Annotated in this window: 26 protein-coding genes; 17 read left to right on the top strand and 9 right to left on the bottom strand. The window is 73.8% G+C overall.

The annotated features are described in order from the left end of the window. Positions 1–78: 78 nt before the first annotated feature. Both CP969_RS29575 and CP969_RS29570 read right to left on the bottom strand, forming a co-directional pair. The gene (locus tag CP969_RS29575; RefSeq protein ID WP_004981776.1) at positions 79–369 is read right to left on the bottom strand and encodes a hypothetical protein; all 291 of its coding nucleotides are present in this window, start codon (positions 367–369) and stop codon (positions 79–81) included. A 267-nt stretch (positions 370–636) separates the two neighbouring features. After that, positions 637–945, bottom strand: coding sequence for a hypothetical protein (locus tag CP969_RS29570; protein ID WP_016824119.1), 309 nt, complete (start codon positions 943–945; stop codon positions 637–639). A 509-nt stretch (positions 946–1,454) separates the two neighbouring features. On the opposite strand from CP969_RS29570, the gene CP969_RS29565 reads away from it, so the two are divergent. Next, entirely contained in the window at positions 1,455–2,807 is a 1,353-nt protein-coding gene (locus CP969_RS29565; RefSeq protein WP_016824120.1) for an MFS transporter, read from the top strand. Positions 2,808–3,071: 264 nt separating this feature from the next. Here the strand turns inward: CP969_RS29565 and CP969_RS29560 are convergent, their stop codons facing one another. Next, positions 3,072–3,473: a RidA family protein gene (locus tag CP969_RS29560; RefSeq protein WP_004981786.1), complete on the bottom strand. Its 402-nt coding sequence runs from the start codon at positions 3,471–3,473 to the stop codon at positions 3,072–3,074. A 101-nt stretch (positions 3,474–3,574) separates the two neighbouring features. On the opposite strand from CP969_RS29560, the gene CP969_RS29555 reads away from it, so the two are divergent. Then, positions 3,575–3,958: a winged helix-turn-helix transcriptional regulator gene (locus tag CP969_RS29555; protein WP_016824121.1), complete on the top strand. Its 384-nt coding sequence runs from the start codon at positions 3,575–3,577 to the stop codon at positions 3,956–3,958. A 165-nt stretch (positions 3,959–4,123) separates the two neighbouring features. Here CP969_RS29555 and CP969_RS29550 read toward each other — a convergent pair whose 3' ends face one another. After that, entirely contained in the window at positions 4,124–5,677 is a 1,554-nt protein-coding gene (locus CP969_RS29550) for a carboxylesterase/lipase family protein (RefSeq protein WP_016824122.1), read from the bottom strand. 175 nt (positions 5,678–5,852) lie between these two features. Between CP969_RS29550 and CP969_RS29545 the strand changes: the two genes are divergently transcribed. Together CP969_RS29545 and CP969_RS29540 are read left to right on the top strand one after the other, a co-directional pair. Beyond that, on the top strand, positions 5,853–6,914 hold the full coding sequence (locus CP969_RS29545; RefSeq protein WP_016824123.1) for a LacI family DNA-binding transcriptional regulator: 1,062 nt from the start codon (positions 5,853–5,855) through the stop codon (positions 6,912–6,914). 285 nt (positions 6,915–7,199) lie between these two features. Then, the gene (locus CP969_RS29540; RefSeq protein WP_004981795.1) at positions 7,200–8,438 is read left to right on the top strand and encodes an MFS transporter; all 1,239 of its coding nucleotides are present in this window, start codon (positions 7,200–7,202) and stop codon (positions 8,436–8,438) included. Here the strand turns inward: CP969_RS29540 and CP969_RS29535 are convergent. Next, complete coding sequence (locus CP969_RS29535) at positions 8,435–9,121, bottom strand: ThuA domain-containing protein (RefSeq protein WP_016824124.1); 687 nt, start codon at positions 9,119–9,121, stop codon at positions 8,435–8,437. The two genes, CP969_RS29540 and CP969_RS29535, sit on opposite strands and share 4 nt — an antisense overlap. A gap of 2 nt (positions 9,122–9,123) precedes the next feature. Continuing rightward, positions 9,124–9,747, bottom strand: a complete 624-nt coding sequence (locus tag CP969_RS29530; protein WP_026084786.1) for a hypothetical protein — start codon at positions 9,745–9,747, stop codon at positions 9,124–9,126. 80 nt (positions 9,748–9,827) lie between these two features. Between CP969_RS29530 and CP969_RS29525 the strand changes: the two genes are divergently transcribed. After that, positions 9,828–10,232 carry a VOC family protein gene (locus tag CP969_RS29525; RefSeq protein ID WP_004981803.1) on the top strand — a complete coding sequence of 135 codons (405 nt, stop codon included), beginning with the start codon at positions 9,828–9,830 and terminating at the stop codon, positions 10,230–10,232. Here CP969_RS29525 and CP969_RS29520 read toward each other — a convergent pair. From CP969_RS29520 to CP969_RS29510, 3 genes are all read right to left on the bottom strand, one after another. After that, entirely contained in the window at positions 10,212–10,901 is a 690-nt protein-coding gene (locus tag CP969_RS29520; RefSeq protein WP_016824127.1) for a helix-turn-helix domain-containing protein, read from the bottom strand. The genes CP969_RS29525 and CP969_RS29520 overlap by 21 nt on opposite strands. 226 nt (positions 10,902–11,127) lie before the next feature. Continuing rightward, complete coding sequence (locus CP969_RS29515; protein ID WP_016824129.1) at positions 11,128–12,063, bottom strand: AraC family transcriptional regulator; 936 nt, start codon at positions 12,061–12,063, stop codon at positions 11,128–11,130. 136 nt (positions 12,064–12,199) lie between these two features. Beyond that, positions 12,200–13,345, bottom strand: coding sequence for a YihY/virulence factor BrkB family protein (locus CP969_RS29510; RefSeq protein ID WP_016824130.1), 1,146 nt, complete (start codon positions 13,343–13,345; stop codon positions 12,200–12,202). A gap of 89 nt (positions 13,346–13,434) precedes the next feature. Here CP969_RS29510 and CP969_RS29505 point away from each other — a divergent pair, with 89 nt between their 5' ends. The 12 genes from CP969_RS29505 (at position 13,435) to CP969_RS29455 (ending at position 26,216) form a co-directional block, all read left to right on the top strand. Continuing rightward, positions 13,435–15,069, top strand: coding sequence for an acyl-CoA dehydrogenase family protein (locus tag CP969_RS29505; protein ID WP_016824131.1), 1,635 nt, complete (start codon positions 13,435–13,437; stop codon positions 15,067–15,069). A gap of 306 nt (positions 15,070–15,375) precedes the next feature. Beyond that, positions 15,376–16,686 (top strand): GAF domain-containing protein, encoded by a 1,311-nt coding sequence (locus tag CP969_RS29500; protein ID WP_004981813.1) that lies wholly within the window; start codon positions 15,376–15,378, stop codon positions 16,684–16,686. Positions 16,687–16,814: 128 nt separating this feature from the next. Next, complete coding sequence (locus tag CP969_RS29495; RefSeq protein WP_026084787.1) at positions 16,815–18,107, top strand: hypothetical protein; 1,293 nt, start codon at positions 16,815–16,817, stop codon at positions 18,105–18,107. Between the two features lie 390 nt (positions 18,108–18,497). Further along, positions 18,498–19,070 carry a GNAT family N-acetyltransferase gene (locus CP969_RS29490; protein ID WP_016824134.1) on the top strand — a complete coding sequence of 191 codons (573 nt, stop codon included), beginning with the start codon at positions 18,498–18,500 and terminating at the stop codon, positions 19,068–19,070. Between the two features lie 127 nt (positions 19,071–19,197). Then, positions 19,198–19,281 carry a putative leader peptide gene (locus tag CP969_RS34470; RefSeq protein ID WP_310887545.1) on the top strand — a complete coding sequence of 28 codons (84 nt, stop codon included), beginning with the start codon at positions 19,198–19,200 and terminating at the stop codon, positions 19,279–19,281. A 137-nt stretch (positions 19,282–19,418) separates the two neighbouring features. Next, the gene (locus CP969_RS29485) at positions 19,419–21,134 is read left to right on the top strand and encodes a nitrite/sulfite reductase (protein WP_004981821.1); all 1,716 of its coding nucleotides are present in this window, start codon (positions 19,419–19,421) and stop codon (positions 21,132–21,134) included. Beyond that, positions 21,131–21,310 (top strand): hypothetical protein, encoded by a 180-nt coding sequence (locus CP969_RS29480; RefSeq protein WP_016824136.1) that lies wholly within the window; start codon positions 21,131–21,133, stop codon positions 21,308–21,310. The genes CP969_RS29485 and CP969_RS29480 overlap by 4 nt, the downstream gene beginning before the upstream one ends. Next, on the top strand, positions 21,307–22,017 hold the full coding sequence (locus CP969_RS29475) for a phosphoadenylyl-sulfate reductase (protein ID WP_016824137.1): 711 nt from the start codon (positions 21,307–21,309) through the stop codon (positions 22,015–22,017). Before CP969_RS29480 ends, CP969_RS29475 begins: the two co-directional genes overlap by 4 nt. 38 nt (positions 22,018–22,055) lie before the next feature. After that, positions 22,056–22,592 (top strand): adenylyl-sulfate kinase, encoded by a 537-nt coding sequence (cysC, locus tag CP969_RS29470; protein WP_026084788.1) that lies wholly within the window; start codon positions 22,056–22,058, stop codon positions 22,590–22,592. Further along, positions 22,589–23,524 carry a sulfate adenylyltransferase subunit CysD gene (gene cysD, locus CP969_RS29465; RefSeq protein ID WP_004981832.1) on the top strand — a complete coding sequence of 312 codons (936 nt, stop codon included), beginning with the start codon at positions 22,589–22,591 and terminating at the stop codon, positions 23,522–23,524. The genes cysC and cysD overlap by 4 nt, the downstream gene beginning before the upstream one ends. 2 nt (positions 23,525–23,526) lie before the next feature. After that, a complete protein-coding gene (locus tag CP969_RS29460; RefSeq protein ID WP_004981836.1) occupies positions 23,527–24,861 on the top strand; it encodes a sulfate adenylyltransferase subunit 1 in 1,335 nt (444 codons plus the stop codon). A 251-nt stretch (positions 24,862–25,112) separates the two neighbouring features. Further along, positions 25,113–26,216, top strand: coding sequence for an aliphatic sulfonate ABC transporter substrate-binding protein (locus CP969_RS29455; RefSeq protein WP_016824138.1), 1,104 nt, complete (start codon positions 25,113–25,115; stop codon positions 26,214–26,216). The last annotated feature ends 9 nt before the right edge of the window (positions 26,217–26,225 follow it).

The following is a 26,225-nucleotide window of genomic DNA, read 5'->3' as shown; positions in this document are numbered from 1 at the left end:
CAGCTCCGTCCCGCAGGAAGTGGTGAGACGGGTGAAGCCCTGGCCGTCGGCGCCGACGGCCAGGGGGACTCGGGCGGTTCACGGAGTCGTGGTCCGGTCGGGCTGTGTCCTTCGAGGCCCGAAGAACTGCGACGCCCCCATGAAGACGAGACCGCTCAGGACAAGCAGCGCGTCGACCTCGAAAGGCATGAGGCGTGCTCCCGCGAGCCCACCGGCCGACAGAAGCGCGCCGACGCCCCACAGCCGGGGCCGGTTCGTACTGCCGCGGAGCCACGGCAGTACGACCCGGCCGGTCACCAGGGCCACCGAACCCGCCACCCCGAGCACCAGCGCCATCACCAGACCGACGGCCAGAAAGAACGTGGACACGCGCCCCCCTTGATCACTCCTGCGGTGATCCTCTCAGGAATCCTGGCGCATCACGATGCCCGAACCCGGCAGCGTGCGCCCGCTCCGCCTGCCACAGCACCACCCCGCTGTGGGCACGGCACCACCCCGCTGTCGCACGGTCGCCGTCCGTTCCGGAGCGCCCGTGGGCAACGGCGCCTTCGTTCCGGGCCCTCCCCCTCGATCCTGGGCCGACGGGAAAGCCGACGGGAAAGCCGACAGGAAGGGAGCCACGACCCCTCTCGGGGATTACTTCCGGACGGTTCGCGGACCCCTGGTCCGGCCGGTGCGTGCCCGGCGGGGCTCCTCGATGAACTGCGACGCCGTCATCAGGGAGAGACCGACCAGGATCAGCGGCATGTTGCCCCCGAAAGGCATGGCGCGGGTGGCCGCGAGCCCTCCGGCCAGCAGGAGCGCGCCGGCCCCCCACAACCCGGGACGGCTCACACTGTCGCGGAACCAGGGCAGGACGATCCGGCCGGCCACCAGGGCCACCGAACCCGCCACCCCGAGCACCAGCGCCATCACCAGACCGACGGCCAGAAAGAACGTGGACATGCGCCCCCCTTGATCATCCCGCGATGATCATCTCAGCTTTTCCTCTGACCTCGCAGGTCAGTTACGGTGCGGCCTCGGGCTCGGCCGTCGGCGGGCTCCCCGGAGCGAAGACGAAAGCCGCCGGAAAGGTCGTGCGGACAGGTACTCCGTGGCGACGAGTTCCTCGTGCCCGGGAGCTCCGGCGAACGGATCCCCGAGCAAGGGCACGGCGAGGGCACGAGGCATCAGGCGGGCACCTGACCCGAGTGCCCCTTCCTGATAACGTGCGCGGCATGTCTGCTGCTTCGTGCGCGGCCGCTTGTGCCGCAGTGACCAGGACGTCCCGCTAGCGGCGGGGCGTTCGACTCACGTCTTCCCGGACGTCCAGCCGCTTCGTGATCGGACCGGAGCGGCACGTTCGTGCTGCTCAGAGCTTCCTCTGAGCAACGGAGCACCTGATGTTCCCAGACAACCCTTCTCCACGCGGGCACAGCCCGTCCCCTGCGCGCGCATGGCTGGTGCTGTGCGCGATGTCCATGCTGCAGTTCTTCATCGCGGTCGACGTGACCGTGGTCAACATCGCCTTGCCCTCGATCGGCACCGACTTCGGCGTTGACGGGCACGCTCTGACCTGGGTCGTGGTTGGGTACACGGTCACCGGGGGCGGGATGTTGATGCTCGGTGGCCGACTGGGCGACCTGCTCGGGCGGCGGCGCGTGCTGCTGCTCGGCACCGGCCTGTTCGGCACCGCTTCCCTGCTGGCAGGCCTGGCACCCACTTTTGCTCTGCTGGTGGTCGCGCGCCTGCTGCAGGGCGCCGGTGAGGCCCTCGCGCTGCCCGCCGCGATGGCCACCGTCGTCCTGCTGTTCCCCGACGGCCCGCGTCGGTCGCGGGCCCTGAGCGTGTGGGCGGCGGTGGCCAGCTGCGGCCTCGTGCTCGGCTTCCTCCTGTCCGGGCTCCTCACCGCCCACCTGGGGTGGCGGTGGATCTTTCTGATCTCGGTTCCGTTCCTCCTGGTCGTGCTGTCGGCGGCCGTCTTCCTGGTCGAGGGGGGCCGGCCCGTGGCCCAGGACGCCCCGCCGCTGGACCTTCCGGGCGCGCTGCTGCTGACCGCCTGCCCGCTGCTGTTCATCTTCGGCGTGGTCGAGGCCGGTGAACCCGAAACGCCCGCATGGGTGGTCCCGGCGGCGCTGGCCGGGGCGGTGGCCGCCGGGGCCGGGTTCGTGCGGGTCGAGGCACGCTCGCGCAACCCGCTGCTGCCCCTGCGCTTCTTCGCCCACCGCACGCGTGTGGCGGCCAACCTGACCACGATGCTGCTGAGCGGGGGGCTGTCGACCTCGTTCCTGCTGTTCACCTTCTACCTGCAGGACCGGTTGGGCATCGGCCCGCTGGGCGCGGGCCTGACGATGCTGCCCCTGGCGGTCTCACTGATCGTGTTCTCCGTGCTCGTGCCCCGGCTGCTGGGCCGCTGGGGAGCGCGCGCGTGCGTGCTGGCCGGCATCGGGTTCACCGCGGCCGCGATGGCCGCGATCGCGCTCGTCTCGACCCTGCGGGCGGGCGGGGCGGCGATGATCCCGGCCATGCTCCTGATCTCGGCCGGGATGGGGTTCGGCATCGTGGGACTGCAGTACGTCGCGGTCAGCGGCGTCACCGAGGACGACGCCGGGATCGCCTCGGGCGTCCAGCGCGCGGCTGACCAGCTGGGCGGTGCGACCGGGGTGGCCGTCTGCGTCGGGGTCGGGTTCGCTCCGACCCTGCACTCCCTCGACCCGTTCCTGGTCGCCGCCCTGCTGGCCACCGTGGGGCTCGTGACCGGTGCGGTCGTGGCCCGGCGCATGCCCGCGCCGGCTCCCGCAGCACGCCCGCGGGAACAGGCCGGGTGATCTCCGCCCCGCCGGGGTGCGCCGCCCCGACCGTCGGGGCGGTGCACCCCGGCGGGACCCGCCGGTCGACGCCCTCCACGGCCGAGCGAAGGCCGCGTGCCCTCCCGCCCCAGCGGGAGGCGGCCGCTCGTCCGCCGGGCTGCCACCGTCCCCGCCTCCCCGGCCGGGTCGTGTCCGACGAGTTCCCGGCCCGCCTCGTACTGGATGGCACCCACCAGTCGAACCGCGGCTGCCCGAAGGGCGGGCCGCGCGCTGCGGGCGGACTCAGGCGGGCAGCCTCGTGTCGACGACGAAGCTGATCTCGACGACCTGGCCGGGGAAGGTCAGTTCGGTGACGCCGAGGACCGTGCTGACCGGGTGGTGGTCGCCGAAGTACGCCCGGTTGCCCTTCGCCGTCGCCGCGGCGTTCCGCCGCAGGTCCACCACGTACAGGACCTGCGAGACGATCTGGTTCCGGGTGACCCCGTAGTGGTCCAGGACCTTGTCCGTGTTGGCGTAGGTCTGCTCGAGCTGGGCGGTGAAGTCGTCCGCGTGGCGGAACTCGCCCGTCCCGTCGAGCGCGAGCTGTCCGGAGACGTGGATCAGCTCGCCGGACCTGATCGCCTGCGCGTAGCCGAAGTCGCTCTCGGCCGGTACGTCGTGGTGGAAGACGTCGATGGTGGCCATGGTGCCCGCCCTTTCGTATCGCTCTCTTGTGGTTACTCGGGAACTGTAGGAGAGTGTCGGCCGACCTGGAAGAACGCACTTTTCAGTGACAGGGGAACCTCATGGTGACCAAGCAGCTGCTCGAGGGTCTGCCCGAGGACGCCGACCTGAGGCGCGCGGACTCCCTGGCGCGGGAGATCTTCTCGGACGTCGCCAACAAGTGGGCGCTCCTGATCATCGAGGCGCTCGGCGAGCGCACCCTGCGCTTCAGCGAACTGCGCGACGAGGTCGAGGGCGTCAGCCACAAGATGCTCACCCAGAACCTGCGCATGCTGGAGCGCAACGGTCTGGTCAGCCGGAAGGTGCACCCCACCGTGCCGCCGCGGGTCGAGTACACCCTCACCGAACCGGGCCGGGCCCTGCGCGCCACGGTCGACGCCCTGTGCGGCTGGACCCACCGGTACCTCGGTCAGATCGAGGACGCGCGCCGCCGCTTCGACGCCTGACGGGCGCGCGGCACCGCGCTTTCCGGTGGCGCGCCTCCTCGGGCGCTCCCCCGTCGGCGGCCACCGTCCCGGCCCGCGCTCCCCCCGGGTGCCGGGCCGCCGTACCGCCCGGTGCCGCAGGTCGGGGAACAGCGTCCCGGCGCCGGACCCACGGTCCCCTCCCCCTCAGCTCCGGCGGAGCGCACCGCTGCGGCGCAGTCGGCGGACCACCGACCGGAGTTCCGGGGCCGAAGCGGGCGCGGGCTCCCCGGGGGCGGTGGCGGTCGCGGTCCACAGGGCGAGTTCGCGGTCCCGGGGGCCGTGGGCGAGGTGCGGCTCGCCGTCGCCGAAGACCCGGACGGGGTGTCCGGCGTCCCACCGCTCCCACCCGGGCGAACCGTCGGAGACGAAACGCACCCACGCCCCGTGCATCGCCTCGGCCAGTTCCCGCGGCGCGCCCTCGCCGGCGAGTTTGCGGGCGTCGGGCTCGTCCCCGCTGTCGAAGACGAAGCCCAGTTCCAGGGCGTGGCAGGCCCCGAGGCGGGGCCGGCCGGACGGCCAGGCGAACTCGTAGACGTACGACGGTTCCGTGCGGCCGTCGGCGAGGCGGTGCAGCGGGAGGCGAAGCAGGTGGTCGGTGACCATCTGCCCGACGATCTCGGCGGTGCCGGCCTCCGGGTGCAGGGCGCGGTAGCCGCGCGGGACCTCGCTGCCGCAGCGGCAGCGGGCCATCGCGCCGGCCAGGGCGACCGCGCCGAGGCGGTCGACGCGGTCCAGGAGGCCGCCGGGGACGAGCCAGAGCCGGTACTCGTCGCGGGTCCAGCCGGTCAGGAACCCGACACCGGGGGCCGCGCCGTCCGTCAGCGCCTCCAGGGGGTCGCGCGGGACGAGGTCGTCGTCGATGACGATGCCGAAGGCGGGGCCGCCGAGCAGCGGGCTGCCGAGCCGGCCGACGTCGGCCTGGACGCGGAGCAGGTGCCCGCGGTCGACGGCGGCGAAGGCCTCGGCGGTGGCGGGGACCTTCAGCCGGTTCGCCATGCGGCGGACCACTCGCCGCACCTTGTCCCGGTCGGTCGCCTCCGGCGGGCCGCTCTGCAGGACCGCCCGCCGGACCAGCCCCCGGGTCTGCGGGGCGGCGACGAGCGCGCCGGCGCTGATCGCCCCGGCGGACTGGCCGCCCAGGGTGACGCGGTCGGGGTCGCCGCCGAAGGCCGTGATCGCCTCGTGGACCCAGCGCAGGGCGGCGAGCTGGTCGCGCAGGCCGGGGTTGGCGGGGGCGTCCGGGAACAGGCCGTAGCCCTCGACGCCGAGGCGGTAGTTGACCGACACGAACACCACGCCGTCGCGGGCGAAGGTCCGCCCGTCGTACACGGGGACGGCGGAGGAGCCCCTGGTCAGGGCGCCGCCGTGCAGCCACACGAACACCGGCAGCCGGGCTTTGGGGGACGGGTCCGGGGTCCACACGTTCAGGTTGAGGCAGTCGTCGCCGGGCACCACCGGGTCGGACAGGTACCGCGCGAAGGCCTCGGAGTACGGCGGCTTCGGGGCCGTCGGCCCGAAGGCCCCGGCGTCGCGCACGCCGTCCCACGGCTCCGGCGGGACGGGCGGCCGGAATCTGCGGGGGCCGAAGGGGGGCGCGGCGTAGGGGATGCCCCGGAACGCGGCGACGTCCTGCTCCCACCGGCCGCGCACGGCTCCGTACGGCGTCCTGGCCACGGGGTTCATCCGGTCCGCCGTCATGTGCCCACCAGCCCTTCGACGCACCGTGCTCACGCACCGGCTCTCTTCGCCGGTAGCACAAGAGCACCACAGTGCTCATCGGTATTCCCCTGCACCCGTACGCGTCCTTCCCGGAAGTGTCGGCCGGTTCTAGAGTAGGAAGCGCTTTCTATCCGCGGGAGGGGTGGGATCTCCGATGGCCCGTACGGGCAGTGCGAGCACGGCGGCCGGGCCGACGCTCGCGGTCGTGGCCCGCGAGGCGGGGGTGTCGGTGCCGACCGCGTCCAAGGTGGTCAACGGCCGCCAGGACGTGGCCCCGGAGACCCGCCGCCGCGTCACCGAGGCACTGAACCGCCTGGGGTACGTCAGAAGACCCCGGTTCGGCGACGGGAGGATGCCGCACCTGGTGGATCTCGTGGTGCCGTCGCTGGAGGAGTCGGGTTCGGGGGCGGTGCTGCACGGCGCGGAGGAGGCGGCGCACGACGCGGGCCTGGAGATCGTGGTCTCCACGGCCACCCGCCGCGGCCGCCCCGACGGTCCGGAGCGGAGCTGGCTGGACCGGCTCGTCGTGCGCGGCTCGTCCGGGGTGCTGTTCCATCTGACCGGGCCGAGCGCGCCGCAGCGCAGGTGGCTGGAGCAGCACCGCATCCCCTTCGTGGTGATCGATCCGGTCCTCGACCCCCCGGCGGACGTCGTCTCGGTGGGCGCGGCGAACTGGCAGGGCGCAGTGACGGCGACGGAGCACCTGCTGTCCCTGGGCCACGGACGCATCGCCGTCATCACCGGCGAACGGTCCACGGCGTCCGGCGACGCGCGGCTCGCCGGCTACCACTCGGCCCTCGTCGCGGCGGGCGCGCGGCACCGCGCCGAGTACGTCCGGCACGCCGCGCACGACGCGGCCGCGGCCCGCCACCGCACGCGTGAACTCCTCGACCTGCCCGAGCCGCCCACGGCCGTCTTCGTCTGCTCGGACCGGATGGCGCCCGGCGTCTACGGGGCCCTGGCCGAGCGGGGCCTGCGCGTCCCGGACGACCTGAGCGTGGTCGGCTTCGACGACCTCCCGGAGGCCCGCTGGCTCACGCCCGCCCTGACGACCGTTCGCCGGCCGCGCTCCGAGATGGCGGCGACGGCGCTGCGCCTGCTCCTGCGCATGGCGGACGGCCACCGCCCGGAGAGCACCCGCACGGAACTGTCGACGCGCCTGGTGGAACGCTCGAGCACGGCGCCTCCCGGGTCCCGTCCGGGCGCTCACGGCTGACGGACGGCGCCGTGCCCCGGTACGGCCGCGCCGCGACGCCCGGCCGGGGGCGGGATCCGGCCGATGAGACCCCGCCCGGTACGGCGTGACACAGGTCACGGCGGTGCGGGCCCGATCTTGGAATGCGCGGCGCGCCGCTCTTGCTCCACTCCTCGTGGGCTTGCCCTGCCCTGGGCGCGTCGGGCAACGGTGCTCAGCGCGACCGGCCACGAGAGCCGGGGACGACCTCGGTCCTCCCCTCTCCCCCGATCCCGGCCCGCTGTCTTCGAAAGGTTCCTCCGCACCATGCCACTGGCTCTGCTGGCCCTGGCCGTCGTCGCGTTCGGCCTCGGCACGACCGAGTTCGCCACGATGGGGCTGCTGCCCCAGATCGCCGACGGGGTCGGCGTCTCCGTACCGGACGCCGGCAACCTCGTCTCGGCCTACGCGCTCGGGGTGGTCGTCGGCGCCCCCCTGCTGACGGGCATCGGTGCGCGCGTACCCCACAAGCGGCTGTTGCTGCTCCTGTCCGGGTTGTTCGTGGTCGGCAACGTCGCGTCCGCGCTCGCCCCCGGCTTCGGCCTGCTCTTCGGCGCGCGTTTCCTGACCGGGCTGCCGCACGGGGCGCTGTTCGGCGTCGGCGCCGTCGTGGCCTCCCGGCTGGTCGCCCCCGAACGGGCCGCACGCGCCGTCTCGAGGATGTTCCTCGGTCTCACCGTCGCGAACATCGTCGGCGTCCCGGCCGGCACGGCCCTCGGCCAGCAGCTGGGCTGGCGGTCCGCCTACCTCGCGATCGCCGTCATCGGTCTCGTCGCCCTCGCCGCGCTGGCCCTCTTCGTGCCCCACCAGCCCCGCGGCCGGCAGTCCGGCATCCGGCACGAGCTGCGGGCGATGGGCAACCGGCAGGTCGCGATCGGCCTGGCCGTCGCCGTGGTGGGATTCGGCGGCTTCTTCGCCGTCTACAGCTACCTGGTGCCCATCCTGACGGAGGTGACGGGCCTCTCCGACTCCTCGACCACCCTGGTCCTCGCGCTCTACGGCGTCGGCATGACGCTCGGCACGCTGGTCGCGGGCCCCCTGACGGACCGCGCCCTGCGCCCGACGCTGTACGCGGGGCTCGCCCTGCTCGCCGCGGCGCTGGTGACGTTCTCCTTCACCGTCCACAGCACCGTGCCCGCCCTGGTGACGATCACCTTCATCGGTGCGCTGGGCTCCTTCATCACCACGCCCGTCCAGATGCTGCTCATGGCCAAGGCGAAGGACGCCCCGACGATGGCGGCGGCCTCCAACCACTCCGCCTTCAACCTGGCCAACGCGGGCGGCGCCTGGCTCGGCGGCCTGGCCCTCTCGGCGGGCTGGGGCTGGACCTCCCCCGCCCTGGTCGGTGCCGCGCTCGCCCTGGCCGGCCTCGGCCTCGCCCTCACGGGCGGCCTCCTGAACCGGGACGGCCGCCGCTCCGAGGTGATCACTTCGTCCGGCGCGGGGGCCGCCACGGAAGCCGGCCCCGTTCCGGCGGCCCACCGCACGGGCGATTCCGCCTCCTAGGGGCGCGGCGCGGCCGCCCAGGTGATCCCGCCGTGCAGGTGGGCGCGGAAGGCGGGGTCGTCGTAGGCCTCGGCGGCGTGCCCGAACGCGGTGTAGAAGACCCGCCCGGCGCCCTGTTCGCGGCACCAGGCCAGCGGGTGGTCGTCACCCATGCCGCCGCCGTCGTACGACGACTCGTCGGCGGAGACGAGGACCCGCGCGGTGGGACGCGGAGTGGTGCGGAAGTCGTACCACTCGTCGGTGAACTCCCACACCGGCGGCAGGTGCCGGGTCGCCGGGTGGTCGCGGTCCTCGACCACGGCGCGTCCCGGCTGGTGGGCCGGGTGCCGGTCGAAGCGGGCGCCGAGCAGCTCGCCGTAGTACGGCCAGTCGTACTCGGTGCAGGCGGCGGCGTGCACCCCGACGAACCCGCCGCCCGCCTCGACGTACGCCGCGAGCCGCTCCCGTCCGGCCGGGGTGAGCACCTCGCCGCTGGTGGACAGGAACACGACGGCGGCGTACCGGCCGTCCAGCGGCTCCTCGAAGGCGGCGGGGTCCTCGGTGGTGTCGACGTCGAAGCCGCCGAGGGCGCGCAGGGCGGCGACGCCGGCCGGGATGGAGTCGTGCCGGTAGTCGGTGGTGCGGGTGTGGACGAGGAGCGCGGGGGCGGACGTGCGCCCGGGCCCGCGCCGGCCGGCCCGCACCCTCAGCCGCCCGCGTCCACGTCGTTGCGGGGCGCCCCGTCACCGGCCGGCGGCAGATCGCCGCGCTCGACGGGTCCGGTCGGCGCCGCGCCGTCGTCGGCGGGCGCGGGCGGCAGCAGCTCGGTGACCTCCTCACCGGACGGCCGGTGAGCCTCCCGCGCCGCCTCGTGCAGGACGTCGCGGGAGACGTCCGCATCGCCCTCGAGCCGTACGACGTGGTCCTCCTTCACGACGGCGTACTCGTGCGCCCCCCGTCCGGAGCGGTACCAGACTCCCTCCTCCACCAACTCGCACATCTGCTGCCCCGCGGCGCACTCGGCGGCGGACATGGTGCCCCGGTCGACGTACAGCCGCAGCTGCCCGCCCTCCTGCCGCGAGACGTACGTGGCGGAGAAGCCGTCCCCGCCGTACACCCCGACGGACTGCCGGGCGAGCGTGAAGCCGGGGGCCCCGGTGACGTAGACGAGCTCCGGGGCGATGCCCAGCGCACCGGCGCGGGCGACGAGTTCGGCGGTGGGGGCGCCGTCGTCCCGTGTCTCCCCCTGCCCGCTCCGCTCACTGCCGCAGGCGGTGAGCAGCAGCGGGGCGAGCAGCAACAGCGGCAGCGAACGCACGGTAGGGATCATGCGCCCATCCAAGCGGACGCGGGCCGCCGGTGTCCGGTTTCTTCAAGACCGCGTCGGCGAAGCGTCCCTACGGTGGCCGTATGAGTGCACGATTCGATGCCATCGGGCTGGTCGTCTCCGACATGGCCGCCTCCGTCGCCTTCTACCGCCGGCTCGGGTTCGCGTTCCCCGAGGGCGCCGAGGAGCAGGGGCACGCGGAGGCGGAGCTGCCCGGCGGGCTGCGGTTGCTGTTGGACACCGAGGACGTGGTCCGGTCGTTCCACGCCGGGTGGCGGGCGCCCACCGGCGGCGGGCGCGCCTCCCTCGCCCTGCGGTGCGACGGTCCGCAGGAGGTGGACGCCCTGTACGAGGAGTTGGTCGCCGGTGGACACCACGGGGAGCTGAAGCCGTGGGACGCCGTGTGGGGCCAGCGGTACGCGGTGGTGCTCGACCCGGACGGGAACGGGGTCGATCTGTTCGCTCCGCTAGCCGCGGGCGGCCAGTAGCTCGCCCAGCGGCAGCCCCGTCAGGTCCCGTACCTCGCGGGACAGGTGGGCCTGGTCCGCGTAGCCGGTCCGGGCGGCCGTCTCCGCGAACGGGGTGCCCGAGCGGGCCAGGGCCAGGGCGCGGCGCAGCCGGAGGATGCGGGCCAGGGTCTTGGGGCCGTAGCCGAACGCGGCCAGCGAACGGCGGTGCAGCTGGCGGGCGCTCAGGCCGAGTCCGTCGGCGGCCGCGGCGACCGGGCGGCCGGCGTCCAGGGCGGTCACGATGCGGCCCAGCACGGGGTCGGGAGGGGTGGTTTCCGCGGCCCGGCGCAGGGCCAGGTCCTCCAGGCCGCGTGCCGGGTCGTCCGCCGCGTTCACCCGGGCGGTCATGCGGCGCACGTCGGCCGCCGGCCACAGGTCCGCCAGGTCGACGCGGCGGTCGCGCAGTTCGTGTGCGGGGACGCCGAGCAGGGCGGGGGCCGTGCCGGGACCGAAGCGGATGCCCGCCCAGGTGCTCGGCGGCCCCTCGGTGAGGTGCGCGCGGGTGTCGGGGCCGGCGACCAGCAGGCGCCCCTCGTGCCAGAGGAGGTCCATGCAGCCGTCGGGCAGCACCCGGCCCCCCTCGGTCCCGGACGGGGTGTTGGTCCACACGACCGCTCCCGTCAGCCGCGACGCCCGTTCGCTGTACACGTCCGCCAGGCTACGCCCCCGGGCGTGCGGCCCGGCGGCGCCGGCGGTCCCGGCCGGTGCGCACGGGGGCCTGCGACGTGTTCCGGGCGACGGCGCCGGCGCCGGGCCCCGCCGAGGTGGTCCCGAACGCCGCCTCGCCCCGCGGCCGCCCCACGGCCTTCGGTACCGGGGCCGCGCCGGCCGCGGCCCGAATCCCCGCGCAGCGGCACCGTTCGCGGGGGAACGCTCAGGCCGCCCGCGTCCGCCACTCCTGCGGGCTGACCCCGTAGGTCCGCTTGAAGGCCGTCGACAGGGCGAACGCGCTGCCGTAGCCGACCCGGCGGGCGATCGCGCCGATCGTGTCGTCGGTGTCGCGCAGCCGGTCCGCGGCGAGGGCGAGGCGCCAGCCGGTGAGGTACGTCATCGGGGGTTCGCCGACGAGTTCCGTGAAGCGGCGGGCCAGGGCCGCGCGGGAGACCCCGGCCTTCGCGGCGAGCGCGGCGACCGTCCAGGGGTGCGCGGGTTCGTCCTGCAGCAGGCGCAGCACCGGGCCCACCACCGGGTCCGCCCGGGCCCGGTACCAGGCGGGCGGCTCCGCCTCCGGCCGGGCGAACCAGGCCCGCAGCGCGGCGATGACCAGCAGGTCGAGCAGCCGGTCCAGGACGACCTCCTGACCGGGCGCGTCGCGCACGACCTCCTCCGCGAGGAGCGGGGTGAGCGGGCAGTCCCACATGTCGGCGGTGAGGGAGAGCAGCGGCGGCAGGGCGTCCAGCAGCCGGCCGCCGATCTCGCCCCGCATCCGGTAGGTGCCGATCAGCATCACCGTCCCGCCGTCCGGCCGGTCGCCCCAGGTGCGGACGCCGAGGTCCATGACCCCGTTGAGGGGGAGGCCGTCGGGGTGATGGCACTCCCCGCCCGGCAGGATCAGCGCCCGGGGTGCCGTGCCGGGGGCGTCGGCGCAGGTGTAGGGGTCCGGACCGCGCGCGACGGCGAGGTCGCCGGGGCCCAGGCGGAGCCGTTCGCCCCGGTCCGGCAGGATCCACGCCTCGCCGCGGGCCACCAGCATCACCGTCAGCGGGGCCTCGTCCTCCACGCGGACCGCCCACGGCGGGTCGAAACACGCCCTGATCATGAACGCGCCCCGCGCGCGAGGGCCCTCCAGCAGGCCGGTGAGAGCGTCCATGCAGGCAGCGTAGACGCGGGCTCAGGGGGACGGGCCCCGTTCGACGACGTCCCCTCGCGGCGCGCGGTACTTCACCGGGCGGCACGGCACAGGAGGCGCGCGGCACGGAGGACGAGGGGGGCGGGGAGCCGGCGCCTCACTGCTCCTCGTCCGGCGGTTCCTCCCCGTTCTTCGGGTGGGTGCTCTTCGCGTGGTGGGCGCGCAGCCGCGCCGTGACGTCCTCCGGCGGCAGGAAGCGGGACCAGCGCTCGGGGAACTCGGCGGGCATGTCGGGGTCGGCCTCGTCGGCCGCGGCGGCGGTGCGGGCGACGTACTCGGCGACCTGGGCCTGGCGGACCCGCTCGTTGGCCTCGCGGGCCGCGGCCGTCGCCGCGGCCGGCCAGACCCGGTCGATGGCGGCGTTGACCGCGGCGCCGACGAGGACGGCGAACGCGGACACGCCGATCCACAGCAGCACGGCGACGGGGGCCGCGAGGGATCCGTAGATGGTGGGGCCCTCGACCGTGCTGGTCAGGTAGAGCCGCAGCAGGAAGCTGCCCAGCACCCACATGGCGAGGGCGACCAGTGCGCCGGGCACGTCCTCGATCCACGGGGAGCGCACGGGCACCGAGACGTGGTACAGCGTGGTCAGGAAGGCGACGGACAGCAGGATCACGACCGGCCAGTACAGGATCTGGACGAGCGTCGTCGACCAGGGCACGATCCGGACGACCGCGTCCGGGCCGGCCACCATCAGCGGCAGCGCGACCGACCCGATCAGCAGGGCCACGATGAACAGCAGGAAGGCCAGCAGCCGGGTCTTGACGATGCCCCGCACCCCGTCGAGGCCGTACATGACGGTGATGGTGTCGATGAAGACGTTCACCGCGCGGGAGCCCGACCACACGGCGATCAGGAAGCCGAGGGAGATGACGTCGGGCCGGCCCCCTTTGGTCACGTCCCGCAGGATCGGCTCCGCGATCTCCTTCACGCCCCGGTCGGACAGCACCGTACGGGAGGCGTCCAGGAGATTGCGCTGCACGCTCTGGATGGTGTCGGCGCCGGTCCAGGCGTCGACGTAGCCGAGCAGGCCGATCAGGCTGAGCAGCAGCGGGGGCACCGACAGCAGCGTGAAGAACGCCGCCTCGGCCGCCAGGCCCAGGATGCGGTACTCCATGCACGAATTGACGGTGTCCTTGAGCAGCAGCCAGGCGGTCCTGCGTTTGGAGACGTTCCGATAGAGGGCCCGGGCCCGGTGGAGTCGGCCGGAGATCTCGTCGGGGGGTTCACTTGCTGGCTGCACGTCCTAAAGGTATCCGTCGTGCCTGGTCGCACTCACCCTCAGGCGGAGTCACCGGGTGCGGCACGCTTGCCGCGGGGTACGTTCGACGCATGGCACGCACCACGCACACCGTGACCAACCAGGCTCCGCCGCTGGTGCAGTACGACGTGTTCGGCGCCGACCGGGCCCTGGCGGAGGCGGTCGGGCGGCACCTGGGGCCGGAGGTGCGGGACGAGGCGCTGGCCGAGCTGTCGGGGCTCGGGCGGACCGCCGGGTCCGCCCAGGTCCAGGAGTGGGGGGTCCAGGCCGACGAGCATCCGCCGCGGCTGCGCACCCACGACCGCTACGGTCACCGGATCGACGAGGTCGACTTCCACCCGGCCTGGCACCGGCTGCTCGGCAAGGGCGTCTCGGCGGGGCTGACGGCGGCCTGGGGGCGGCCGGGCGGGCACGTGCGGCGGGCGGCGGCGTTCCTGATGTGGACGCAGGTGGAGGCGGGCACCTGCTGTCCGCTGTCGATGACCCACGCGGCGGTCCCCGCCCTGCGCACGGACCCGGCCCTGGCGACGGAGTGGGAACCCCTGCTGACCTCGGTGATCTACGACCGCACCCTGCGGCCCGCCCACCTCAAGCCCGGTGTCCTGTTCGGGATGGGGATGACGGAGAAGCAGGGCGGCAGCGACGTGCGGGCGAACACGACGACGGCCCGGCCGCTGGCCGAGGACGGCGCGTACGAGCTGACCGGGCACAAGTGGTTCTGTTCGGCGCCCATGTCGGACGCCTTCCTGGTGCTGGCCCAGGCGCCCGGGGGCCTCACCTGCTTCCTGGTGCCGCGCGTGCTGGCGGACGGCACGCGCAACGTGTTCCTCCTCCAGCGGCTCAAGGACAAGCTGGGCAACCGGTCCAACGCCTCCGCCGAGGTCGAGTTCGACGGGACGTGGGCGCGCCGGGTCGGGGAGGAGGGGCGCGGGGTGCGCACCGTCATCGGGATGGTGGCGGCGACCCGGCTCGACTGCGTGCTGGGCTCGGCGGGGCTGATGCGGCAGGCCGTGGCGCAGGCGGTCCACCACTGCACGTACCGCGAGGCGTTCGGCGGGAAGCTCGTCGACAAGCCGCTGATGCGCAACGTCCTGGCCGACCTCGCGCTGGAGTCGGAGGCGGCCACCGCGCTGGGGCTGCGGCTCGCCGCGGCGTACGACGACGGCGGGGAGCAGGAGCGGGCGCTGCTGCGGATCGCGGTGCCGGCGGCCAAGTACTGGGTGACCAAGCGGTGCCCCCCGGTGGCGGTGGAGGCGGCGGAGTGCCTGGGCGGCAACGGGTACGTCGAGGAGTCGGGGCTGCCCCGGCTGGTGCGGGAGTCGCCGCTGAACTCGATCTGGGAGGGCGCGGGCAACGTCCAGGCGCTGGACGTGCTGCGGGCGCTGCGCCGGGAGCCGGCGGCGCTGGACGCGTACCTGCGGGAGGTCGGGCAGGCGCGCGGGGCGGACCACCGGCTGGACGGCGCGATCAAGGACCTGCTGACCGAACTGGCCGATCTGGAGGGCGTCGAGGGGCGGGCGCGGCGGCTGGTGGAGCGGCTGGCGCTGGTGCTCCAGGGCTCCCTGCTGGTGCGGTTCGCCCCGCCGCAGGTGGCGGACGCGTTCTGTGCGGCGCGGCTGGGCGGCGACGGGGGCGCGGCCTTCGGGACGCTGCCGCACACCCTCGATCTGGCGTCGGTGGTGGAGCGGGCCCGGCCGGTGTCCTGAGACGGCGGTGCGACGCGGGGGTGGTGCTGCGCCGACACGGCACCACCCCCGCCACACGGGCCTCTTGCGAGCCGTGAGCGCCGCTCGGGACGGCGTTGCTCAAGCTTCGGGCAGAGCGGGCCCGTCCACCAGGGTTGCAGGGGGTTGCAACTTGCTGCCGCCGTGCCCGTACTGAACGTGTCCGTCGGGGGCACACGGCAGGATGAGACCGACAGTCAGAACGGATCTCGGGGGTGCGGCCGGCAGGTCGTCCGGGCGGTCGGCCTCCGATCCCATCCCCCGGGAGGACCGGTGGCGCTCTCGCCGATGGACGTGGCGCACCTGGCCGCCGTCGACACGACGCGTGCGGCCCGGGTGCTGAGCGAGGTCCGCTCCGCCGCGCTCGCCGGACAGCGCGCGCCCGTGGCCCCCCGCCCGGTGATCGGGCAGTCCTGGGAGCGGATGCTGCGCCGGGGCGTCGATCCGGACCGCGACGTCCGCAGCGAGCTGCTGTCCCGCGAGGAGGTGCGGCGGCGGCGGGAGTCCTCCCGGCTGCGGCACGTGCTGCCGGTGCTGCGGGAGGGGCTGCTGTCGGTCGCGGACGTCGCCCACCACATCATGGTGGTGGCCGACGAGGAGGGCCGGGTGCTGTGGCGGGAGGGCAGCGCGCCGGTGCTGCGCAAGGCCGACGGGCTGGGCTTCGAGGTCGGCGCGGACTGGCGCGAGGACGTCGTCGGCACCAACGGGGTGGGCACCCCGGCGGTGGCCCGGCGTCCGGTGCAGGTCTTCGCCTCCGAGCACTTCGTGCGCTCGCACGCCGCCTGGACCTGTGCCGGGGCGCCGATCACGGACCCCCGGGACGGGCGGCTGATCGGCGTGGTGGACGTGAGCGGGCCGCTGGAGACGATGCACCCGGCCACGCTGGCCTGGGTCGACTCGGTGGCCAAGCTGGCCGAGGCGCGGTTGCGGGAGATGCACCTGGAGTCGCTGGAACGGCTGCGCGCGGTGGCGGCGCCGGTGCTGGCCCGGATCGACGGGCGTGCGCTGGTGACGGACCGGCACGGGTGGACGGCCGCGGTCACGGGGATGCCGTACGTACGACGGCTGACGCTGCCCGAGTCGGTGCCGGCCGGGACCCGGTGGCTGCCCGCGCTGGGGCCGTGCTCGTTGGAGCCGCTGGCCGGGGGCTGGCTGGTGCGGGCGGCGGACGAACCGGCGGCGCGCGACGCGACCCGGATCGTGCTGGACCTCAGGGGGCCGCGCCGCTGGTCGGTGGAGGTGTCCGGCGGCGCGGGCCCGTGGACGCGGGAACTGAGTCCCCGGCACGCCGAGTTGCTGTACCTGCTGGCCGTGCACCGCGCCGGCCGCAGCGCCGCCGGCCTCGCGCAGGACGTCTTCGGCGACCCGGCCCGCAGGGTGACGGTGCGTGCGGAGATGTCCCGGGTCCGGCGCTACCTCGGCGGCCTCCTGGAGCACCGCCCGTACCGTTTCGCGGACGACGCCGAGGTGGACGTCCTCCTCCCGGACGACCCCCGCGACCTCCTCCCCCGCTCGACCGCCCCGGCGCTCGGCAGGTACCGGGCGTCGGCGGCGGGCGCTGGGGATCCGCGCACTGCCGCCCCAACGGGTTACGGATGAGGCATATTTGCAGGGTCCTCCTCCCCGGCACCGCCCTCCTGCCGTAGCATCCCGTTACGGGCCACCCCACCTGCTTTCGGTCAACGCGCGGATCGCCGGACGCAGTTGGCTCGTCTCGGGAGGACGTTATGAAGCATCGCGGCAGACACCGCCGGCGCAGACGGGGCCGGGCGTTGCGGGCGGCGCTGGCCGGGACCGCCCTCGCGCTCACCGCCGCCGCCACCATGATCAGCACCTCGCAGGCCGACGTCGCCGACAACCCGGGGGCGCTGGAGCCGCTCACGACGTCCGCCGAGACCGCGCCGCTGCGGCTGACCGAGCACAGCGTGCCGCGGGAGTGGCTGGACCGGCTCTCCTCCGGGATGGGCCGGCCGGTCGGTGTCGACACCGTGCTCGCCGACACCGACGGCTCCCTGCGCGAGGCGGACACCTGTCCGTCCGACGGCAAGCGGGCCCTGCCCGTGGAACCGGCCGCCACGCGCGCGTACTGCTGGGAGGAGGCCGACACCGACGGCTGGCGGCCGGGCGGGGTCACCACCTCCGGGGACGCGGACGACGACGGCCACTGGGGCGAGCACCGGGTGGTCCTCTCCGGCTGGAGCCAGGACACCCCGACGACGGACGGGCGGGGGCTCGCCCGGGTCGCCTTCGTCGACGCCGACGACCCCCGCGCCCTCCGCTACACCTGGGTCCTGCTCGCCGTGCCGGTGGACGGCGGCCACGACTACCGCGGGCTCGTCTCCACGGTGTCCGGCATGGTCTGGTACCAGAACAAGCTGCTGGTCACCGCCGACCGGGGCGAGAGCAGCGCGCTGTACGTGTACGACGTGGGCCGGATCCAGCGCGCCACCGTGGACGACGCCTCGTCGGTCGGCCGGGTGCCCGGCGGCTGGTCGGCGGCCGGGGCGCGGTACGTCCTGCCCGCCGTCGCCTCCTACCGGGCGGCCGGCGGTGACGCCCCGCGGCCCGGGGGCATCTCCCTGGACCGGAGCACCGCGCCCGACAGCCTGGTCGCGCACGAGGCGATGCCCGAGGACGCCGACGGACCGACCCGGCTGTGGCGGTACGCGTTCGGCGACGCCCCGGAACGGGCGGGCCTGCTGGCCACGGACCCGGTGTCGCGGGCGGACGCGGTCGAGGCGTACGAGACCGAGCTGGGCGACGTCCGCAGTGTGCTGTCGTACCGGTCGGCCTGGTACCTGGGCCGGATGACCGCGACGCCGGACGAGCGCGGATCGCTGTGGCGGCAGGACGCGAAGGGGGCCCGGCCCACCCGTTGCGGGGCGGACGAGACGTACCGCTGCTGGAGCGGCCAGGCGGCGTCCCTCTCCTACTGGCAGGAGACCGGCGAGCTCTGGTCCCAGTCCGGCCGGATGCTGTTCGCCCTGCCCCTGGACTCGGTCGACCGGTCCCTGGACTAGGCCCTTCCGCCTGGGCCTCCTGTCAGGGTCTTCGGCCAGGGCCTTCGCGGACCGGTCGGCCCGTTCGGGCGCGGTCGGCCGGCAGGTGGTGACCGGGCGCGGTGCCGGTGGCACGCAGGCGTGCCGACGGCCCGCGCCCGAGCGCCGTCGGGTGCTCGGGCGTGAGAGGACGTGGCATGCGGACGACTGGGCTGCTCAACCCCGGCCGCCGCGTCGACGACCACATGAGCCGCCCCCTCGTCGACGGCGTCCTGCCGCCGCCGGGGGCGCCGTGCGAGCCGGACGTGCCGCCCTCCGCCGGCACCGGGCGTGACGCGGCCGGACAGCCCGCCGTCCGCGCTGTGGTCAGGCGTTCGACAGGAACGCGGAGCGGATGGTTCTCTTTCGGACATGACGACCATCGCCGTGACCACCTGGTCCCTGGAGCAGACCTCGCCCACCGATCTCCTGCCGGCCGCCGTGCCCGAGGGGGACGTGCGGGTGGTTCGCTCCGAGGTGCCCTCGCCCGAGTTCAGCCGCTTCCTGTACACCGCGGTCGGCGGTGACATCCGCTGGACCGACCGGCTGGGCTGGACGTACGCGCAGTGGCTGGAGCACCTGGACCGGCCCGGGGTGGAGACCTGGGTGGCCTACGACCGCGGGACGCCCGCGGGGTACGTGGAGTTGGAGTCCCAGGACGACGGGGTCGTGGAGATCGTCTACTTCGGCCTCGTCGCCGCCTTCCGGGGCCGGCGCATCGGCGGGCACCTGCTGTCGTACGGGACCGCCCGCGCCTGGGACATGGCGGAGCGCCGGCCCGGGGTGAAGCCGACCACGCGGGTGTGGCTGCACACCTGCAGCAAGGACGGCGAGCACGCCATGGACAACTACCTGCGCCGGGGCTTCAAGCTGTTCGACACCAAGGTGGAGGAGGAGCCGGAAGTGGCCACTCCGGGCCCGTGGCCCGGAGCCCACCCCGCCTGACCAGCACGGACAAGACCGTCCGCGCCGCTTGTGACCGAGGACACCCTCGTCTCTCATTCCGAGACAAGGGTGTCCACTTTTTGGATGAAGCTGGACTGAGTCCAGATCGCCGTGCCAGGCTTCCGCCATGCCTGGAACTGGAATCGCCTTGGTGAGTCGGCGGCACGTCGACCTCGGCCGCATGTCCAGCGCCATCTGTCCGGCGCGCTGAGAACACCCGACAGCGCCCGACAACCTTCCTCCCCCCTTTCCCGCTTCACTCCCGCGCAATGCCGCGCACGTCTGCCCGTGCGCCCGTATGCGCAGGTAAGAGCCGCATTCCCGCCTGTCCCGAAGGACGTGTCAACCATGGCCGCCACCCCGCAGAAGCCTGCCCCCGCGCAGCAGCCTGCCGTCGCGACTCCCCGCCGCAAGGTGAGCCGTCACCGCGGAGAGGGACAGTGGGCCGTGGGTCACCTCACCCCGCTCAACGGCAACGAGCAGTTCAAGAAGGACGACGACGGTCTCAATGTGCGGACACGTATTGAGACGATCTACTCCAAGCGCGGATTCGACTCGATCGACCCCAACGACCTGCGCGGCCGCATGCGTTGGTGGGGGCTGTACACCCAGCGCAAGCCCGGGATCGACGGCGGCAAGACCGCGATCCTGCAGCCGGAGGAGCTGGACGACGAGTACTTCATGATGCGGGTGCGCATCGACGGCGGCGCGCTGACCACCCGGCAGCTGCGGGTGATCGGCGAGGTCTCGCAGGAGTTCGCGCGCGGCACCGCCGACATCACCGACCGGCAGAACGTCCAGTACCACTGGATCCGCATCGAGGACGTGCCCGAGATCTGGAACCGCCTCGAGGCCGTCGGCCTGTCCACGGTCACCGCCTGCGGCGACACCCCCCGCGTGATGATCGGCTCGCCGGTCGCCGGCATCGCCGAGGACGAGATCATCGACGGCACCCCGGCCCTGGAGGAGATGAAGCGCCGGGTCCTCGGCAACAAGGCGTACTCGAACCTCCCCCGGAAGTTCAAGACGGCCATCTCCGGCTCGCCGGCCCTGGACGTGGTGCACGAGATCAACGACGTCGCGTTCGTCGGCGTCCGCCACCCCGAGCACGGGCCGGGCTTCGACCTGTGGGTCGGCGGCGGCCTGTCCACCAACCCCAAGCTGGGCGTGCGGCTGGGCACCTGGGTGCCGCTGGAGGACGTCCCGGACGTCTACGAGGGCGTCCTGTCGATCTTCCGCGACTACGGCTACCGCCGGCTGCGCAACCGGGCCCGGCTGAAGTTCCTGGTCGCCGACTGGGGCGCGGAGAAGTTCCGTCAGGTGCTGGAGGACGAGTACCTGAAGCGCAGGCTGACCGACGGTCCGGCGCCGGAGCAGCCGGTGCAGCAGTGGCGCGACCACATCGGCGTGCACCGCCAGCAGGACGGCCGCCACTACGTCGGTTTCGCCCCGCGCGTCGGCCGCGTCGACGGCACCACGCTCACCAAGATCGCCGACCTCGCGGAGGCCCACGGCTCGGGGCGGGTGCGGACCACCGTCGAACAGAAGATGATCATCCTCGACGTCGAGGAGGACCAGGTCGACTCCCTCGTCGAGTCCCTGGAGGCGCTGGACCTCAGCGCCCGGCCCTCCCCGTTCCGGCGCGGCACCATGGCCTGCACCGGCATCGAGTTCTGCAAGCTCGCCATCGTCGAGACCAAGGCGCGCGGCGCCTCGCTGATCGACGAACTCGAGCGCCGCATCCCGGACTTCGACGAGCCGATCACCATCAACCTCAACGGCTGCCCGAACGCCTGCGCCCGTATCCAGGTGGCGGACATCGGTCTCAAGGGCCAGCTGATGCTCGACTCCACGGGCCGTCAGGTCGAGGGCTACCAGGTGCACCTCGGCGGTGCGCTCGGCCTGGAGGCCGGCTTCGGCCGGAAGGTGCGCGGCCTGAAGGTCACCGCCGACGAACTGCCCGACTACATCGAGCGGGTCCTCAAGCGGTTCCAGGCGGAGCGCGAGGACGGCGAGCGGTTCGCCGCCTGGGTCACGCGCGCCTCCGAGGAGGCCCTGTCGTGAGCGAGCGCGCGGCGCCCTTCCACTGCCCCTACTGCGGCGACGAGGACCTGCGTCCGGGCGAGGACGGCCACGGCGTCTGGGAGTGCGGGGCGTGCAACCGAGTCTTTCAGCTGAAGTTCCGCGGGCTGCTGGCCCGCGGGCTGCGGCGACCCGACACGGAAGGTGACCGGATATGACCGCCCTTCAGGAAGAGGCGACCGAGGAGGAATTGAAGGAGCTGGCCGAGCGGGCGGGCCGTGACCTGGAGGACGCCTCCGCGCTGGAGATCCTCCAGTGGGCCGCCCGGACCTTCGGCAAGCGCTTCTGCGTGACCTCCTCCATGGAGGACGCGGTGGTCGCCCACCTCGCCTCGCGCGCCCTGCCCGGCGTCGACGTGGTGTTCCTCGACACCGGCTACCACTTCCCGGAGACCATCGGCACCCGGGACGCGGTGGCGGCCGTGATGGACGTCAACGTCATCACGCTGACCCCGCGCCGGACCGTCGCCGAGCAGGACGCCGAGCACGGCCCGAAGCTGCACGACCGCGACCCCGACCTGTGCTGCAGGCTGCGCAAGGTGCAGCCGCTGGAGGAAGGTCTGGCGGGCTACGCGGCCTGGGCGACCGGCCTGCGCCGCGACGAGTCCCCGACCCGGGCGAACACCCCGGTCGTCGGCTGGGACGAGAAGCGGCGGAAGGTGAAGATCTCCCCCATCGCCCGCTGGACCCAGGACGACGTGGACGCCTACGTCGCCGAGCACGGCGTGCTCACCAACCCCCTGCTGGCGGACGGCTACGCCTCCGTCGGCTGCGCCCCCTGCACCCGCCGGGTGCTGGAGGGCGAGGACGCCCGGGCCGGGCGCTGGGCCGGCCGCGGCAAGACCGAGTGCGGGCTGCACGGATGACGGTCCATCGCCACCACCCCCGGATCCAGGAGAACGACGTGACGACCGGAGCCACCGTATGGCTCACGGGTCTGCCGAGCGCCGGCAAGACCACCATCGCGTACGAGCTGGCCGGCCGACTGCGCGAGCAGGGCCGGCGCGTCGAGGTGCTCGACGGCGACGAGATCCGCGAGTTCCTCTCCGCGGGCCTCGGCTTCGGCCGCGAGGACCGGCACACCAACGTGCAGCGGATCGGCTTCGTCGCCGAACTGCTCGCCCGCAACGGCGTCACCGCGCTCGTCCCGGTGATCGCGCCGTACGCCGACAGCCGGGACGCGGTGCGCAAGCGGCACGAGGCGAACGGCACGCCTTACGTCGAGGTGCACGTGGCGACGCCGGTCGAGGTGTGCTCCGTGCGGGACGTCAAGGGCCTGTACGCCAAGCAGGCGGCGGGCGAACTCACCGGGCTCACCGGGGTGGACGACCCCTACGAGGAGCCCGCGGCGCCCGATCTGCGGATCGAGTCGCAGAACCAGACCGTGCAGGAGTCCGCGGCGTCGGTGTACGCCCTGCTCAGCGAAAGGGGACTGGCATGACCACCGTGGCCGCGCTGCGGGAGGGCACGGACAGCCCGTACGCCCTCTCCCACCTGGACGCCCTCGAGTCCGAGGCGGTGCACATCTTCCGCGAGGTGGCGGGCGAGTTCGAGAACCCGGTGATCCTGTTCTCCGGCGGCAAGGACTCCATCGTCATGCTGCACCTGGCGCTGAAGGCGTTCACGCCGGCGCCGGTGCCGTTCGCGCTGCTGCACGTGGACACCGGGCACAACTTCCCCGAGGTCCTCGACTACCGGGACCGCACCGTCGCCCGGCACGGGCTGCGCCTGCACGTCGCGTCCGTGCAGGACTACATCGACCGCGGGGTGCTCAAGGAGCGCCCCGACGGCACCCGCAACCCGCTGCAGACCCTGCCGCTCACCGAGAAGATCCAGAGCGAGAGGTTCGACGCCGTCTTCGGCGGCGGGCGCCGGGACGAGGAGAAGGCGCGGGCGAAGGAGCGGGTGTTCTCGCTGCGCGACGAGTTCTCCCAGTGGGACCCGCGCCGCCAGCGCCCGGAGCTGTGGAACCTCTACAACGGCCGGCACGCCCCCGGTGAGCACGTCCGCGTGTTCCCGCTGTCCAACTGGACCGAGCTGGACGTGTGGCAGTACATCGCCCGGGAGGGCATCGAGCTGCCCGAGATCTACTACGCGCACGAGCGCGAGGTGTTCCGGCGCAGCGGCATGTGGCTGACCGCCGGCGAGTGGGGCGGCCCGAAGCAGGGCGAGCGGGTCGAGAAGCGGCTCGTCCGCTACCGGACCGTGGGCGACATGTCCTGCACCGGCGCGGTCGACTCCGACGCCGACACCATCGAGAAGGTGATCACCGAGATCGCCGCCTCCCGGCTCACCGAGCGCGGCGCCACCCGCGCCGACGACAAGCTCTCCGAGGCCGCGATGGAAGACCGCAAGCGCGAGGGGTACTTCTAAGCATGAGCACGACCACGACCGAGGAGCTCTCGGCCACCACCCTGCTGCGGTTCGCCACCGCCGGTTCCGTCGACGACGGCAAGTCCACCCTGGTGGGCCGGCTGCTGCACGACTCCAAGTCGGTCCTCGCCGACCAGCTGGAGGCCGTGGAGCGGGCGTCGGCGAACCGGGGCCAGGAGGCCCCCGACCTCGCGCTCCTGACGGACGGCCTGCGGGCCGAGCGGGAGCAGGGCATCACCATCGACGTGGCCTACCGCTACTTCGCCACGCCGCGGCGCCGGTTCATCCTCGCCGACACCCCGGGCCACGTGCAGTACACGCGGAACATGGTCACCGGCGCCTCGACGGCCGAGCTGACCGTGATCCTCGTCGACGCCCGCAACGGCGTCGTCGAGCAGACCCGGCGGCACGCCGCCATCGCCGCCCTGCTGCGCGTCCCGCACGTCGTCCTCGCCGTCAACAAGATGGACCTGGTCGGGTACGAGGAGTCCGTCTTCGCCGCCATCGCCGAGGAGTTCACGGCGTACGCGACCGAACTGGGCGTCCCCGAGGTCACCGCGGTCCCGATCTCGGCGCTGGTCGGCGACAACGTCGTGGAACCGTCCGCGCACATGGACTGGTACGGCGGCCCGACCGTGCTGGAGCACCTGGAGACCGTCCCGGTCAGCCACGACCTGACGCAGTGCCACGCCCGGCTGCCCGTGCAGTACGTGATCCGGCCGCAGAGCGCCGAGCACCCGGACTACCGGGGCTACGCCGGCCAGATCGCCGCCGGCACGTTCCGCGTGGGCGACCGGGTGAGCGTGCTGCCGTCCGGCCGGACGACGACGATCACCGGGATCGACCTGCTGGGCCGGCCCGTCGACGTCGCCTGGACCCCGCAGTCGGTGACGCTGCTGCTGGCCGACGACATCGACATCTCCCGCGGCGACCTGATCGTCCCGAGCGAGGACGCCCCGGCCACCACGCAGGACGTCGAGGCGACCGTGTGCCACGTCGCCGACCAGCCGCTGACCGTCGGCCACCGGGTGCTGCTCAAGCACGGCACCCGCACGGTCAAGGCGATCGTCAAGGACATCCCGTCCCGGCTGACGCTCGACGACCTGTCCCTGCACCCGCACCCCGGCACCCTCGCCGCCAACGACATCGGCCGGGTGAAGATCCGTACCGCCGAGCCGCTGCCGGCCGACTCCTACGCGGACTCCCGGCGCACCGGCTCGTTCATCCTCATCGACCCCGGCGACGGCACCACGCTCACCGCGGGCATGGTCGGCGAGTCCTTCGCCGCCCCGGAGCCGGTCGAGAACACGGCCGAGGACGACGGATGGGACTTCTGAGCATGAGCCCCGCCGTTCTCCACGTCACGTTCGCCGAGGAGCGCGGGCGCGTCGGCCGGGGGACCCTCCGGGCGGAGTCCGGCAGAGGTCTCCGGGGAAGCGGGCGGGGCGGGGTGGCCCGATGTGCGCGGTGACGCACGCGCGCTGCCCGCACGCCCCCGCCCTCCCCCGCCACCGGCGACCACCTGCCGACCTCCCGGCCGCGGTGTAAGAGCCCGCGACCGCCGGGTCCTCCGAGAGGAACACCTCCCGTGCCTGCCACCCCCGCCCTGCGCCGCGCCCTCGCGGTGTTGCTCGCCCTGCCCCTGCTGACCCTGGCCGCCTGCGGCTACGGGTCCCAGGCCAAGGACGACGACACCGTCCGGGTCGCCGCCGGGGCGAAGAAGATCGACGGCCTGGACAGCGTCCGGATCGGTTACTTCGGGAACCTGACCCACGGGACCGCGTTGGTGGGCAACAGGAAGGGGTTCTTCCAGCGGGAGCTCGGCGCCACGGAGGCGCGGTACGCGGTCTTCAACGCCGGGCCGTCCGAGATCGAGGCGCTCAACTCCGGGTCCCTCGACATCGGCTGGATCGGGCCCTCCCCGGCGATCAACGGCTACACCAAGGCGAACGGCGAGAACCTGCGGATCATCGGGGGTTCGGCCTCCGGCGGCGTGAAGCTGGTGGTGAACCCGGACCGGGTGAAGTCCCTGGCGGACGTCGAGGGCAAGCGGATCGCGACCCCGCAGCTCGGCAACACCCAGGACGTCGCGTTCCTCAACTGGGCCGCCGAGCAGGGCTGGAGGATCGACGCGCAGAGCGGCAAGGGCGAGGTGACCGTCGTCCGCAGCGACAACAAGGTCACCCCGGGCGCCTTCCGGTCCGGTGCGATCGACGGCGCCTGGGTGCCGGAGCCGACCGCGTCGATGCTGGTCGCCCAGGGCGGCCGGGTGCTGCTGGACGAGACCTCCCTGTGGCCGGACGAGGAGTTCGTGATCACGAACGTCGTCGTGCGGCAGGAGTTCCTGGAGGAGCACCCGAAGGTGGTCGAGGCGGTGCTGAGGGCGTCCGTCGAGACCAACGCGTGGATCAACGCCCACCCGGACGAGGCGAAGGCCGTCGCCAACGAGCAGTTGGAGGCGGACTCCGGCAAGGCACTGCCCGCCGAGGTGCTGGACCCGGCGTGGAAGTCGATCCGGTTCACCGACGACCCGCTGGCCGCCACCCTCGACGCCCAGGCGGAGCACGCCGTGCGGGCGGGCCTGCTGGACCGGCCCGACCTGGCCGGCATCTACGACCTCACGCCGCTCAACAAGGTCCTCGAGGCCCAGGGCGCGCCCGCCGTCGACGACGCCGGCCTCGGCGCCGAGTGACCGCGGACA

It is taken from the genome of Streptomyces viridosporus T7A (assembly GCF_008704515.1).
Lineage (GTDB): Bacteria > Actinomycetota > Actinomycetes > Streptomycetales > Streptomycetaceae > Streptomyces > Streptomyces viridosporus.
This window is presented reverse-complemented; position numbering and strand designations above follow the sequence as displayed.